This window comes from Flavobacterium plantiphilum (assembly GCF_046000495.1).
GTDB classification, from domain to species: domain Bacteria; phylum Bacteroidota; class Bacteroidia; order Flavobacteriales; family Flavobacteriaceae; genus Flavobacterium; species Flavobacterium plantiphilum.
The window spans coordinates 502057-517325 of record NZ_JBELQA010000002.1; the positions used below are offsets into that span (position 1 = coordinate 502057).

Below are 15269 nucleotides of genomic sequence, written 5' to 3' on the forward strand. Positions count from 1 at the left end.
AAAATGGTTCCTCATTTTTGTCATCCCGAGGAGCGAGGTATCTTCACAAAGTGAGTTAAGTATTGTGGATTCAGCATCTGGAGATTTCTCCTTCGTTGAAATGACAAACTAGACAGGATAAGATTTCTAAAACAAAATTATAATAGAAATGAAATATATAAGTTTACTTTTTTTCAGTTTTTATGTCTCTTTTGCGACAGCGCAACAGCTTACCATTGTAAGTGATGTTCAGTCGCCACGAGTGCAATTTGGAGCCGAAAAAATATCAGAAGCAGCAAAAACAAAAGGATATAAAGTGATTTTTGCTGATAAAGTACCAAAAAAATCAAAAGATAAAGTAATTGTCATTGGCGAAAAAGGAACTGATTTTTGGAAAAAAAATACGGCCAAATTTACTTTGGACGAAAGTCAGTTAACTAAAAAGGAAGGCTTCCAAATCAGTACGCAAAAAAACATCATTTTTATTGAAGGCTTTGATGCTTCGGGAGCTTTATATGGTGCTTTAGAACTAGCCGATGTTATTAAAAAAGAAAACAAATTACCAGCCGAAATCAGTAAAAACGACAGTCCGGAAATGGTGTTGAGAGGTACTTGTATCGGAATGCAAAAAACAACTTATCTGGAAGGTCGAGGCGTTTATGAATATCCTTATACGCCGGAATCTTTTCCATGGTTTTATGATAAAGCGCTTTGGATCAAATATCTGGATATGATGGTTGAAAACCGCATGAATTCTCTTTATTTGTGGAACGGACATCCGTTTGCCTCATTGGTAAAACTAAAAGACTATCCGTTTGCTGTCGAAGTAAGTGATGAAACATTTAAGAAAAACGAAGAAGTTTTTCAATTCTTAACCGAAGAAGCGAATAAAAGAGGAATATGGGTCATTCAGATGTTTTATAATATCATTCTTTCGAAGCCTTTTGCAGATCATTACAACTTAAAAACTCAGGAAAGAGAGCGTGTTATCACTCCGTTAATTGCCGATTATACACAGAAATCAATTACGGCTTTTATTGAAAAATATCCTAATGTTGGTTTGTTGGTTTGCTTGGGTGAAGCGATGAATACGGTTGAGGATGATGTAAATTGGTTTACTAAAACCATTCTTCCCGGTGTTAAAGATGGATTGAAAGCTTTAGGAAAAACGGAAGAACCACCCATTATTTTGCGTTCACACGATACCGATGCTCCAGCGGTAATGGCGAAAGCTTTGCCTTTATATAAAAATTTATATACCATGAGTAAGTACACCGGAGAATCTTTGACCACATATACGCCGGGCGGACCTTGGGGAGAAACGCACAAACAGTTGAGTTCTTTGGGTTCAATTCATATTGAAAATGTACATATTCTGGCCAACTTAGAGCCTTTTAGATATGGTTCTCCTGATTTTATCCAGAAAACTGTAAAAGCAATGCATACTATTCATGGAGCAAATGCGTTGCATTTGTATCCGCAAGCGTCATATTGGGACTGGCCGTACACTGCCGATAAAACCAAAACCGGGGAACGATTATTAGAAATGGATCGCGACTGGATCTGGTACCAAGCATGGGCAAGATATGCGTGGGACAGTAAAAGAGACCGAACTCAGGAAATTAGTTATTGGGATGCCCAATTAGCTAAAAAATACGGTACAGATGCTGAAAGTGCAAAAAATATTCTGGAAGCTTATGAGCAAATAGGTGAAATTGCTCCTAAAACACTTCGGAAATTCGGAATTACCGAAGGAAATCGTCAAACGTTGTTGTTAGGAATGTTTGAAAGCCAATTAGTGAATCCGGCCAAATGGCGCGTGTATCCGGGATTCCACGAATCTTGCGGTCCTCCGGGAGAGTTGCTTCAGGAGTATGCCAGAAAAGAATGGAACCATGAAGCCCATTCCGGAGAAATTCCTCCGCAGTTGATTAGCGAAATTGTGCACCACGGAAAAATTGCCGTAGCAGCGATTGATAAAGCCGCTCCAAAGGTGACTAAAGACAAGGAAGAATTCAGTCGTTTAAAAAATGATGTGTATTGTTATGATGCTTTTGCCAATTGTTTTTCCGAAAAAGTAAAAGCGGCCATGCTGGTTTTAAGATACAGCTATTCGAATGATATTGCCGATTTAGATCAGGCTGTACCACATTTAGAAAAAGCTCTGAAATACTATGAGGAATTGGTAAAGCTGACTAAAGATACCTATTGGTATGCCAATAGTATGCAGACTGCGCAACGTCGAATTCCAATAGGTGGTGATGATGGGAACAACAAAACCTGGGAGGAATTGTTACCGCATTACGAACGTGAACTGGCTAATTTTAAACGAAATTTAGTATTGTTAAAAGAAGCTAAAGATGGAAAAATCAAACCAAAAGCAATTACACCTTGGAAAACAGAGCAAGTGACAATGCTCAGTCCACAGGCAGCCTCTTATGCGGTGAAAGTAGGTACAAAAGTCTATGGAACCGATATTTCTGAATTGATAAAAGTCGCTCCTGAACTAAAAAATTTAAAAGGAATTTCATTGATAGAAGACCAGCAGAATACCGAAGGAACTACGCTGAAATTTAAAAATGATAAAGCAGTGAAATTAGTGGTAGGCTATTTTAACTCAGATCAGAAAAGATTTTTATTTCCTCCAAGTCTCGAAACTAATGCAGCAGGAAATGAAAGAGGTGAAGCCGAAGTAATTTTGGCGAATGCGATGAATTTAAAAGAATTGCCAAGAATTAATATTCATACTTATACTTTTAAAGCAGGAGAAAATGAACTTAATCTGGGTAAAGGAAGAGTATTGATTTTAGGTTTTATTGATGCCAATCAAAAGATTGAAACCCGTGATGTAGGTTTCATTGGGGCAGATGAAAAAGAAGCTGTAGACTGGTTATTTTATTAATTATGAAAAAAGAAACAAAGACTATATTATTTTTGATATTTATTGTTTTTGCTTTTTGCAAAAGTGATCAAATTCTGGCGCAAACACGTGAAGAAATTTCGCTGAATGCCGATTGGAAAACTACTATGGTTGATTCCAATTCAGGTTCAGATCAGGATTTTGTACATCATTCGGATACGGACTGGAAAGCGGTAGATGTTCCGCATAACTGGGATCAATATTATGGCTTTCGCCAAATGACACACGGCAATTTGCATGGAACAGCCTGGTATTCAAAAAAAATAAAAATTGGAAAACAGCAACAAGCCAAAAGATATTTCCTGTTTTTTGAAGGAGTAAACAGTTATGCTACCGTGTGGGTAAATGGAACAGAAGTAGGTCAGCACAAAGGCGGTCGTACCACTTTTACTCTGGACATAACGGATGTTGTAAAGTTTGATGCTGAAAATAAAATCGTTGTCAAAGCGGCTCATCCTGCTTTCATTGCCGATTTGCCCTGGGTTTGTGGCGGATGTTCCGGTGAATGGGGATTTTCTGAAGGTTCACAGCCTATGGGGATTTTCAGACCGGTAACTTTAGTGATTACTAATGATGTTCGAATTGAACCTTTTGGTGTTCATATCTGGAATGATCAATCGACTTCAAAAGAACAAGCTATTTTGCACACCACAACCGAGCTACAAAATTACAGCGTATCCAATAGAAATGTTATGGTCACTAGTGTACTTTTGGATGAAAAAGGTAAAAAGGTAGCTTCGGTTACCAGTACTGTTTCACTTTCTAATGAAGCGAAGGAAATTCAGCAAACATTACCTAAAATTAAAAAACCAAAATTGTGGTCGCCTGACAATCCGTATTTATATACACTTTCGACTACTATTTCAGAAAATAATAAAGTTTTAGATAAAATTACAACAGTTTACGGAATCCGTTGGGTTTCCTGGCCAGTAGACAGACCGGGAGAAGATAACCGATTTTTTATTAATGATACGCCTGTTTTTATCAATGGAACCTGTGAATATGAACATCAGATAGGTCAGAGTCATTCTTTTTCGGATAAACAGATAAAAGCCAGAATTGAACAGATAAAAGCGGCAGGATTCAATTCGTTCAGAGAAGCACATCAGCCTCATAATTTGAAATATCAGGAATTGCTGGATGAAAGCGGAATCTTATTCTGGAGCCAGTTTTCGGCTCATATCTGGTACGATACGCCGGAGTTTAAAGAGAATTTCAAAACCTTATTGCGCGAATGGATTAAAGAACGTCGTAATAATCCATCAGTAGTATTGTGGGGATTGCAGAACGAAAGTACGATTCCGAAAGAATTTGCCGAAGAATGTACAGCGATTATTCGTGAAATGGATCCAACAGCATCCTCGCAACGAAAAGTAACAACTTGCAACGGTGGCGAAGGAACGGATTGGAATGTAGTACAAAACTGGTCCGGAACTTATGGAGGTGATCCGTTTAATTATGATGTCGAAATGACGTCTCAGTTATTAAACGGAGAATATGGTGCCTGGCGTTCTATGGATTTACATACTTTTGGCGAATTTGACCAAAAAGGGCTTTTGAGTGAAAACCGATTTTCGCAGTTAATGGAAATTAAAGTGCGTGAAGCGGAGTCTGTAAAAGATAAAATTGCGGGACAATACAACTGGTTATTCGCATCACATGAAAATCCTGGAAGGGAACAAAACGGAGAAGGATTCAGAGCTGTCGATCAGGTGGGACCGGTAAATTACAAAGGATTGTTCAGTATTTGGGGTGAGCCGCTGGATGCGTATTATATGTACCGCGCTAATTATGTTTCCAATAAAACCAACCCGATGGTGTATATTGTTTCACACACCTGGCCCAACCGCTGGGAATCTGCCGGGATTAAAAACGGGATTGATGTATATTCTAATTGTGATGAGGTAGAATTGTTTAATGATGTCAATAATCAGTCTTTAGGGAGATTAAAAAATCCGGGAAGAGGACAGCATTTTCAATGGAATAAAGTCAATATTCAGTATAATGTCCTGTACGCTGTGGGTTATGTAAATGGCAAAAAAGTAGCTCAGGATTATATTGTGCTGCATAATTTGCCTGAAGCACCCAACTTAAAATCATTAAGTTCCAAAGAAGAAATTGTTTCGACAAAAGCGAATTATAATTACATCTATCGTGTCAATTGTGGAGGTCCTGATTATAAAGATGCAGACGGAAACCAATGGTTAGCTGATGTTCATAAAACGGAAGCGAACACCTGGGGTTCTTTGTCCTGGACAGATGATTTTAAAAATATACCCGCTTATTTTGCGAGTCAGCGTGCTACTTTTGACCTTGTTGACGGAACTCAGAATGATGCCTTATTCCAAAATTTCCGTTATGGAATGGATAAGTTAAAATATGAATTTCCTGTTGCCGATGGGGAATATGAAGTCGAATTGTATTTTTCTGAGCCTTGGTACGGAACCGGTGGAGGATTAGATTGCAAAGACTGGCGTATTTTTGATGTGGCAATCAATAATCAGGTGGTTTTAAAGGATTTTGATATTTGGAACGAAGTTGGTTTTGCGAAAGCGGTAAAGAAAACTTTTGTAGCAGAAAGCAAAAATGGAAAATTAGTAATTGATTTTCCAAAAGTAACTTCCGGAGAAGGAATTATTTCCGCTATTGCGATTGCGTCGAAAGATCAATCGGTAAAAGCAGCTGCTCCTTCACCAAAGAATATCTTAGATGTTGTTGCAAATACATCAGTTGAAGTTGGTTCCTGGTTACAGCTGAATTCAAAACAATATTTAAATTCAGATGTGACGTTTACACAATTACCGTCTAATTTGTACACTTCCGATTATGTTTATTTTGCAGATGAAAATAACATAACAGGTTCTTTTATTTCGAAAGAAAGTGCAACAGTTTCGGTTTTGATTGATTCGAATCTAAAAACAGCGTTACCATGGCTTTCAGATTATAAAAAATCAGAAGCAACAGCTACAAACAGTAAAGGAGTTGTTTTTAGTATTTTTGAAAAAGAAGTAAAAAAAGACGAAAAGGTGTTTTTTGGCAACAAAGGTGATGGAACTCCTGCTTTTACGATTGTAGTAGTGCCAAGTTCTGATTTAGGAAAAGTAAAAGACGACCGGCCTTCACTAAAACTGGAAGCTGAAACTGCTAAAATAAAAGGAGGCGGAACTGTGAAAGGAAATTTCAAATCAGCTGATTATATTGAATTTGCTAAAAATACACCAAACAGTATTGAATTTGAAGTCAATCCCGGGGTTGCGAACATCTATCTGATGCGTTTCAGATACATGAATCTAAATCAGGAACCGATAAAAGTGAAATTAATTATCGAAGATGCTTATGGAATTTTGTTACGAAATGATGAAATTGAATTCCCGGCACCAACAGAGAAATGGAAGATTTTAAATACCACTTCGGGAGGTTATATTAATGCCGGAAAATACAAAATAAGAATTGAATCGGATAATATGAAAGGATTGCGTCTGGAGTCTTTAGAGTTTCAATAGAAAGAAAATATAAAATAGAGAAAAGAGGTAAGAATAAAGATTTTTGGATGTCAGATAAGCTTAAAAAAAATCTGCTCAAATCTGTTGAATCTGCGTGATAAAATTTAAATTCCTTGTAGGGAAAAAAAATAATACAATGGTAAAAGAATATAAAAGTGTTTTACAAAAAGGAGGAATAGCAATAGCAATGGTGTTATTGGTGGCTTGTGCCTCAACAAAAAAAGACAGCCGTGTTATAGCCGATTTTAATCCCGATTGGAATTTTAAATTAGGCGATCATCCATCGGCAATTCAGGCTGATTTTGATGCGAATGATTGGCGAACATTAGATTTGCCACACGATTGGAGTATCGAAGGTACTTTTAGCGCAGATTATCCAACAAAACCCAAACAAGGTGCATTGCCTGCGGGAATGGGTTGGTACAGAAAATCATTTACTTTGCCTGAATCGGCAAAAAATAAAAGCATTGCTATCGAATTTGACGGGGTATTCTGCAACAGCGAAGTCTGGATTAATGGTCATTATTTAGGAAAACGTCCGTTTGGGTATATCTCCTTTTCGTATGATTTGACCAAGTATCTGCACTTTGGCAACCAAAAAAATTACATTGCTGTAAAAGTGGATAATGATGCTCAGCCGAGTTCCAGATGGTACACCGGTTCCGGGATTTACCGAAATGTACGTTTAGTAACTACCGATAAAGTGCATGTGGCACATTGGGGAACTTATGTCACTACACCTGAAGTTTCAAAGGAAAAAGCTACGGTAGATTATCAGGTTAATATTCAGAATGATGCTGCTATGCAAAAGCAGCTTAAAGTGGTAACAGCTATTCTGGATGCTGATAATAATGTGGTGACCAAATTAGAATCTACTGAAACTATTGCTGCAAATGCTGTTTTGGAAAAAGGACAAAAATTTGAAGTAAAAAATCCAAAATTGTGGGATACTAAAAATCCTAATTTGTATAAGGTAGTGACAAAAATCTATGAGAAATCGACTTTAATAGACGAATATGAAACGCCTCTTGGATTTAGATTTTTTGCCTTTGATGCCGAAAAAGGTTTCTCTTTAAACGGTATTCCAATGAAAATTTACGGCGTTTGTCTGCATCATGATAATGGGGCTTTAGGAGCGGTAGCTACTTATCATGCTATCAAAAGAAAGCTGACTATCATGAAAGAAATGGGCGTGAATGCTATCAGAATGGCTCATAATCCACCTTCGTTAGAAATGCTTCAGCTGTGTGACGAAATGGGTTTTATTGTACAGGATGAGGTTTTTGATGTTTGGAAACTTAAAAAAGTAAGCCACGATTACAACAAATATTGGGACGAATGGCATAAACGTGATTTGGAAGATTTTATTAAAAGAGACCGTAACCATCCATCGGTGATGATGTGGAGTATTGGTAACGAAATCCGGGAACAATTTGATAGTACGGGAGTTTCGATTACTAAAGAACTGGCACAAATTGTGAAATCCTTAGACAAAACCAGACCCGTAACTTCGGCGCTGACAGAGAATGTTCCAGAGAAGAATTTTATCTATCAATCGGGTGCGTTAGACCTTTTAGGATTTAACTACAAACATGCTGATTACGGAACTTTCCCCGAACGTTTTAAAGGACAAAAAATCATAGCTTCTGAGAGTGTTTCGGCATTAGAAACTCGTGGTCATTATGATATGCCAACAGACACCATCAGAATGTGGCCCGTAAAATACAATGCGCCTTTTGATGGAAATGATGATTGGACCGTAACTGCCTTTGATAATATTGCTTCTTTCTGGGGAACTACGCATGAGGAAAACTGGAAAGCAGCTAAGAAATATGATTTTATAGCAGGAACTTTTGTTTGGACTGGTTTCGATTATATTGGAGAACCGGATCCGTATCCATATCCAGCCCGTAGTTCGTATTTTGGAATTGTAGATTTGGCTGGTTTGCCTAAAGATGTGTATTATATGTACCAAAGCGAATGGAGTGATAAAACAGTCTTGCATTTGTTGCCACACTGGAACTGGAAAACAGGTCAAGTGATAGATGTTTGGGCGTATTACAACAATGCCGATGAAGTGGAATTATTCCTAAACGGAAAATCTTTAGGTTCGAAAACCAAACAAGGAGATGAATTGCATATTGCCTGGAAAGTGCCTTTCGAAGCAGGAACTTTGAAAGCCGTTTCCAGAAAAGCAGGCAAAGTGGTGAAAGAAACTGAAATCCGTACTGCTGGCGAAGCAACTAAAATTGATTTAAAATCGGATAAAACGAGTATTAAAAACGACGGATATGATTTGGCTTACGTGACGGTTTCTTTGCAGGACAAAGACGGAAATCCACTTCCAAAAGCTGATAATCTAATTAACTTTAAAGTTTCGGGAGGTGCTACAATTGTTGGTGTTGATAATGGTTACCAAGCCAGTTTAGAACCTTTTAAAGCCGATTACCGCAAATTATACAACGGAAAATGTGTAGTGATTTTACAATCGAATAAAAAAGCAGAAAACATAACATTGGAAGCGACTACAGCAGGGAATATTACGGCTGCTACTGTGAATATTAAAGTGGAATAATTTTTCGATATTTTTAATTTAAAAAGCACGGATTTCGATTCGTGCTTTTAATTTTCAATCAGATACTTTATCATATTGTTATTTATTGCAATTGATGTTTTTCAATATTACTAATGGCAATTTTTATAAATTTAGAGAAGGATTTTTTTCTCTCACTCCATTGTTCAAGATGACTAATAATAATTTCTTCAGATTTTGTTTTTTTTGTTTCTATTATAAAATCAATAGTTGATAATAATTCTAGTCCAAATGAAGAATAAAAACCTTTAAGAAAGTCTTTTGTTTTATTAACGATTTCAGCATATTTAAGGTTTTCTGGTAAACTTAAAAACTCAATAATTTCTTGTTCAGTATTTGCACGCAATGCAATTTCTTCAAATGGTTTTTTGTCTTTTGAACTATAGCCAGTAATATAACTTCCGTTTAAGTAATACAGAACATGCTTTACTTTTCCAGAATATGGTCCATAAAAATTTGCTGAAAATTCTAATTTGAAGTTTTCTTTAGCGCCAAATTTTTGAAGAAAATAAGCTACTTTTTCTGCTGCAAATTCAGAAACAAACTCTCCATTTCTAACCAATTCAAATAGAACAGATAATAGCATTGCTCTTGCAGGGGTTAATTTTACTCTCTCTCTTTTCAAAACTTCTTCAATAGCAGTATTTGGTTGGAAAATTTCAATATCTATATCTAAATCTTTCAAATAATATTGCATCATTCGACTAACTTTGTCCCAATCAAGTCCACCATTTCCTGCTCCTAAAGGTGGAATCGCAATTGATTTAATATTTCTTTCTTTTATAACTTTTACCAATTCAATCATCCCTTTCTCAATATAACTATATTCAGACGGTTTTCTCCAGTCAGTTTTCGTTGGAAAATTTATTATTATTTTGTTACCTCCTAACAATGAAATTTCTTCGGTTACTAATAATTCACCTATATGAAACTCGTTGTTTTTACAGGCTTTGGCATAAATTTTATAATTGTTTGGAAACTGATTTTTAAATTGCAAAGCAATTCCTTTACCCATAACTCCAACAGTGTTAACAGTATTGACTAAAGCTTCAGCTTCACTTTCTAGTAGATTTCCTTTTATAAACTTCAGCATTTTAAAAATAGTATTCGCTTTTTATTAAAATTTTATTATCTGGTATGCCTAACTTTAAAAGTTTATTCTTGGCATTTTGATTGTATACTGCATAAATTCCAATTGCTTCACAAGGAATATCTTGCTCAACTAAAAATTCTGCTTCTTTTCTTCGTTTTTTATCTAAGTCTTTAGGATCATTCCAATATACATCTTTGATTACTTTAAAATCAATTATCTCATCTATTCTTTCAATCTCAGGTGGTGAATAGAAGCTACTTAAAAAATTCACTGCATGACCATCTGTAAAAACGTAATCTAGTTTAGAATTTATTATATTATTAACTGAAGTTATGCAATAAACAATATTTTCAGCAGATGTAGCTTTAACTCCATTAAATCCTTTTTGTATCACATACAACATAGGCATTTTATACCAAAAATAAAAAGGTATGTAATTACTGAGAGTTTTCCCATTTGGAATAAAAAACAAATTACGATTACTTATTAGATTGCCGTCACCTATTGCTTTATAATTTTGATTAGCATTAATGGAATCAATTTTAGTAATACCATATTGTAATACATGTTCCATATTATCAATATGCAACATTCGAAAAAGATAAATTTTATTTAAATCGGTCACACCAATATAATTTTATCAAACGTACTTAATTCATATCATTAATCAAAGAAAGTTTTTCTAGTTTTTTTAAATATTATAAATCGCTCTATTTCAGTTAAATTCAATCTTAATCCCACTAAAATCCTGCTTTTTTGAGAAGTATTTTATACTTTTGCACTCTGATTCCAAAAAAGAAGGAATTCAAGGAATGAAATGACAAAGAAGAAAGTAGAAATTCTGGCTCCGGCTAAGAATCTGGTTCAGGGAATTGCCGCTATCAATGCGGGCGCAGATGCTGTATATATTGGAGCACCACATTATGGAGCGCGTACTAATGCCACGAATTCTGTGGAAGATATTGCCGAAATGGTCAAATACGCCCATTTGTTTAAGGCACAGGTTTTTGTGGTGATTAATACCATTTTGTACGATAACGAATTAGAAGATTGTAAAAAATTAATCTATCAATTATACGATATTGGTGTCGATGCATTGATTGTACAGGATATGGCTATTATGGAAATGGATTTGCCTCCCATTGTGATTCATGCCAGTACACAGGCGAACAATCGTGACCCTAAACATGTGAAGTTCCTGAAAGATGCCGGAATGCAACGTGTGGTTTTGGCCAGAGAGCTGAATTTAGACCAAGTACGTGATATTGCTACTGCAACTGATGTAGAATTAGAATTCTTTGTTTCCGGAGCATTATGCGTTTCTTTTAGCGGGAATTGTTACATGAGTATTGCGGGTGGAGAACGCAGCGCTAATCGTGGTTCCTGTGCTCAAAACTGCCGTTTACCGTACAATCTGATTGACGGAAACGGAACGACTTTATTGACCGAAAGTCATCTGCTTTCGATTAAAGATTTGGATTTAAGTGATCAATTACCGGCTTTGATCGAAGCGGGAATTACTTCATTTAAAATCGAAGGCCGATTAAAAGATATTGTTTATGTAAAAAACAATACTTCGTTTTTAAGAAAGAAATTAGATGCTTTCTTAGAAAATAATGAGAATTTCCAAAAAGCATCTTCCGGTAGAACGTTCTATAATTTCGAACCGGAAATGGACAGAAGTTTCAACAGAGGCTACACCGATTATTTTGTAAACCAACGAAAAGAGAAAATTGGTAACTGGGAAAGTCCAAAATCACAAGGACAGCATATTGGTAAAGTAACAGAAATCAAAGCCAATGGTTATGTAATTGAAAATTCCGAAAAGCTGAACAATGGTGATGGTCTGTATTTTATCAATGCAGATGGAATTGCAGATGGAGTACAAATCAATATTATTGTGAATGATATTGTGGTGCCGAATACGTTCAAAAATATTCCTGTTGGAACCATGATTTACCGTAATTCGGATGCGGAATTTAACCGAATTGTAGAAAAAGAAAATGCTGCGGTTCGTAAAATTGGTGTTGCAATGCGATTTGTAGAAACAGCAAATGGTTTTGAACTGATTGTTACCGATGAAGACGGTCATCAAAGTATTGCTAGTTTAGAAACAGCAAAAGAAGAAGCGAAAAGTGCCGAATCAGTTGTTCCAAATATCACGAAAAACTTAGCTAAAACCGGAAATACACCTTTTATCGTGGATGCGATTGAAGTGGAATTCAGCAACAACTGGTTTTTACCTATTTCAAAGGTGAATGAAGTACGTAGAATTGCTTTGGAACAATTAATTGATATCCGTATCAACGAATACCACAGAGAAGAATTCCAAATCGTTCCTACGGATCATCCTTATCCAACCGAAAAACTGGATTTTACTTTTAATGTTTCGAATAAATTAGCCAGAGCTTTTTATAAAAGACACGGGGTAACTGAGATTGAAAAAGCCTTTGAATTGCAATGGGATCCGGGAAAAGCGCGTGTAATGACCACCAAATATTGTGTGAAATACGAGTTGGGTAAATGTGCCCGTTTCCAACGTGAAACTATGGGGGAAAAAGTAGCAGAACCGCTTACCTTAAAACATGGAGAAAACGAATACAAATTAAAATTCAACTGTAAGCCTTGTGAGATGGAAATTTGGGAAAAAGACGCCGAATTCGAAATCATAGACCAGGATGAGCAATTGGATTATGTGAAAAGAAGATAATACCATTAGTCGGTCATTGCGAGGTACGAAGCAATCACATAAAGTGAGACTGGCAACGGGAATTTTTTATATAGAAAGCTGCAACTAGAATGTTGTGGCTTTTTTTGTTTTTAACAGTCCCGAATTCACGAACTATTTTTTAATTTTTTTACCGCAAATTCGCAGATTATTAAAAAAAAGCTTAGTGTAACTTTGTGTTTACGTTGTTTGTCACCCTGAGCTTGTCAAAGGGCTTTGTTTTGATTTTTTTGACTTTCGTCGTTTCTAAGAAAAGTTATATTTCTAAAACAGTAATTTCTGCTCCATTCAAATCAGCGGTGATGTAGATTTGACAGGAAAGCCGTGTAGTTTCATCAGAATAGCCTAATTGTTCTAAAGTATTGGGTTCATTTCGGTCTTTTACGGCAGAATTTCCGGTAATTCCGGATGTTTTTACCACACAAGTGGCACATCGGCCTACGCCGCCACATTCACCAAAACTTTCCAACTGTAATTCTTCCTTGAGCAAATACATCAAATTAGGATAGCTGCCATGACGCGTTGTAACGGTAATTCGAGTTCCGTTTTCAATAACGGTAAAGTGGATATTTTTGAATTCTTTTTCCAAAGTTTTTTACCGCAAAGGGCACAAAGTTTTACGCAAAGTTCGCAAAGATTTTTTTAAAATAAAAAAACCGCAAATTCACAAATTAAAAATAATAATTTGCGAATTTGCGGTAAATAATTTTCTTCTTTTTATAAGAATTTAATCCTTAGCAAAATTCGTTATAAGCATCTTGCAAGTTCTCAGCAATCATTTCAGCTGGACGACCTTCAATGTGGTGACGCTCTAACATGTGAACCAATTCTCCGTTTTTGAACAATGCCATAGATGGTGATGATGGAGGAAAAGGGAACATATGTTGTCTGGCAGCATCAACAGCTTCTTTGTCAACACCAGCAAAAACAGTGATTAAATGATCTGGTTTTTTAGCACCTTCTAAACTCATTTTTGCTCCCGGACGTGCATTTCTTGCTGCACAACCACATACAGAGTTTACAACTACTAATGTAGTTCCTTCTGCTTTGATAGCGTTTTCTACGTCTTGTGCACTATGTAAATCTTGAAAACCAGCTGAAGTTAATTCAGCCTGCATTGGGGTTACCATTTCTTGTGGATACATATCTTTTGTATTTTAATTTGTAAATTTTGAATAGGCAAAGTTACAAAGAATCTGCTGAACAAAATGGTTTGGATTATAAAGTTTTGTTATAGTTTAATAGCCGTTCTCGAAAGAGAAAACAACGTATTTTTCAATATTAGAGATAACGTACCGCTTGGAATAGTGCTTTTATAAAAAGCCATTTAGGACATTTTAGAATAACCTGAATATCTTCAATTAGTGAAGTTTCTTCGTCCAGAAATTTAAAAATCAAAGCTGGATTTCCTTTTTTAAACATCGAAGAAAAAATCATAGTGCCTAATTGGTTTTCTCTATCTAAAATGTATAATAATAACAAATCATAAAACCAGAATTTACTTTTGTGATGGAATTTTCTAAAATCATTCTGCTGTTGCAAAAAAGTAATTAATTGCGATGATTTTTTATCGGAATTCTTAAAAGTATAACCCGTGCTGGCTTTCGTCCATCCACCGGCGGTACCAATGTTGAGCACTTTTTTAGTGTTTTTTTTCCAAAAAGGATAGCAAGTCATCGGGATGCTGCCTTGCTCTTTTTCGATGATTTGGTAATTAGTAATACCAAGTTTTTTGATGTAGTTTTCTATTTCGGCTTCGTATTCCTCTTTTGCTAAAAGCGAATGCGAAAACAAAGTATATTCCAGTAAAGCTTCGGTTTTTGAAGTTGGCAACACATACATGAATCTTGTATTTCCTTTTTGTTCAACCGAAAAATCCATAAACGTAGCCTGCTTCGGATTGAAAACGGCTTCTTCTGATATTATTTTCCAACCAATAAAATGCTGTTGTAAAACCGGAAATTTTGTTTGCTGGACTAATGCCGCTTTATTAAATATACTATTGAAAACTTGATTGCAAGTAAATTGATTATTTTCGGTAGCCACGAAAACGTGATTTTCCAATTCGTTAATATCAGTTACTTTTTCATTCAAAAAAATGATGTTTTTTTGTCTCGAAAGCAATTCTAAAACCAAATTGTAAAAATCCAATCCCTGAACTTTGCAATATTGATAGGGTTGTAAATCTAAAATTCGCTTAAAATCATCATTGGCAAACAAGGCATAATTCCATTTTTTAGAAATAATGGTTTCCCAGGTTGATTTTTCTTTTTCCCAGAAACACCAGGTTCTGTCATTGGTTTTTTTAGGATTTTCATCCAATAACAAAATGTTTTTATCCTGAAATTTTCCCGATTGAACCATTTTATAGACCGTCATCAAAGCGGCCAGACCGGAACCGGTAAAAATGTAATGATAGTGTTTCATAGGATGGGAAGCGAATTCTTCTCAAA

General features: G+C 35.8%; 9 protein-coding genes. 4 read left to right on the forward strand and 5 right to left on the reverse strand.

Translation table 11 applies throughout. The features are described from left to right. Positions 1-148 precede the first annotated feature (148 nt). The 3 genes from ABS764_RS04870 to galB all read left to right on the forward strand — a co-directional run bounded on the left by ABS764_RS04870 (position 149) and on the right by galB (position 8977). Positions 149-2881 carry an alpha-d-galacturonidase gene (locus ABS764_RS04870; RefSeq protein WP_408080546.1) on the forward strand — a complete coding sequence of 911 codons (2733 nt, stop codon included), beginning with the start codon at positions 149-151 and terminating at the stop codon, positions 2879-2881. Positions 2882-2883: 2 nt separating this feature from the next. Further along, on the forward strand, positions 2884-6402 hold the full coding sequence (locus tag ABS764_RS04875; protein WP_408080548.1) for a malectin domain-containing carbohydrate-binding protein: 3519 nt from the start codon (positions 2884-2886) through the stop codon (positions 6400-6402). 136 nt (positions 6403-6538) lie between these two features. Continuing rightward, positions 6539-8977 (forward strand): beta-galactosidase GalB, encoded by a 2439-nt coding sequence (gene galB, locus ABS764_RS04880; RefSeq protein WP_408080550.1) that lies wholly within the window; start codon positions 6539-6541, stop codon positions 8975-8977. Between the two features lie 82 nt (positions 8978-9059). Here galB and darG read toward each other — a convergent pair whose 3' ends face one another. Together darG and darT are read right to left on the reverse strand one after the other, a co-directional pair. Next, the gene (gene darG, locus ABS764_RS04885) at positions 9060-10088 is read right to left on the reverse strand and encodes a type II toxin-antitoxin system antitoxin DNA ADP-ribosyl glycohydrolase DarG (RefSeq protein WP_408080552.1); all 1029 of its coding nucleotides are present in this window, start codon (positions 10086-10088) and stop codon (positions 9060-9062) included. Position 10089: 1 nt separating this feature from the next. Further along, positions 10090-10713, reverse strand: coding sequence for a type II toxin-antitoxin system toxin DNA ADP-ribosyl transferase DarT (gene darT / locus ABS764_RS04890; protein WP_408080554.1), 624 nt, complete (start codon positions 10711-10713; stop codon positions 10090-10092). 192 nt (positions 10714-10905) lie between these two features. Between darT and ABS764_RS04895 the strand changes: the two genes are divergently transcribed. Continuing rightward, positions 10906-12798 carry a peptidase U32 family protein gene (locus ABS764_RS04895; RefSeq protein ID WP_408080556.1) on the forward strand — a complete coding sequence of 631 codons (1893 nt, stop codon included), beginning with the start codon at positions 10906-10908 and terminating at the stop codon, positions 12796-12798. 274 nt (positions 12799-13072) lie between these two features. On the opposite strand, the gene ABS764_RS04900 is transcribed toward ABS764_RS04895, so the two are convergent. From ABS764_RS04900 to ABS764_RS04910, 3 genes are all read right to left on the reverse strand, one after another. Further along, a complete protein-coding gene (locus tag ABS764_RS04900; protein ID WP_408080558.1) occupies positions 13073-13405 on the reverse strand; it encodes a 2Fe-2S iron-sulfur cluster-binding protein in 333 nt (110 codons plus the stop codon). 145 nt (positions 13406-13550) lie between these two features. After that, positions 13551-13961: a BrxA/BrxB family bacilliredoxin gene (locus ABS764_RS04905; RefSeq protein ID WP_408080560.1), complete on the reverse strand. Its 411-nt coding sequence runs from the start codon at positions 13959-13961 to the stop codon at positions 13551-13553. A 136-nt stretch (positions 13962-14097) separates the two neighbouring features. Beyond that, entirely contained in the window at positions 14098-15243 is a 1146-nt protein-coding gene (locus tag ABS764_RS04910) for a lycopene cyclase family protein (protein WP_408080562.1), read from the reverse strand. Between the last annotated feature and the right edge of the window lie 26 nt (positions 15244-15269).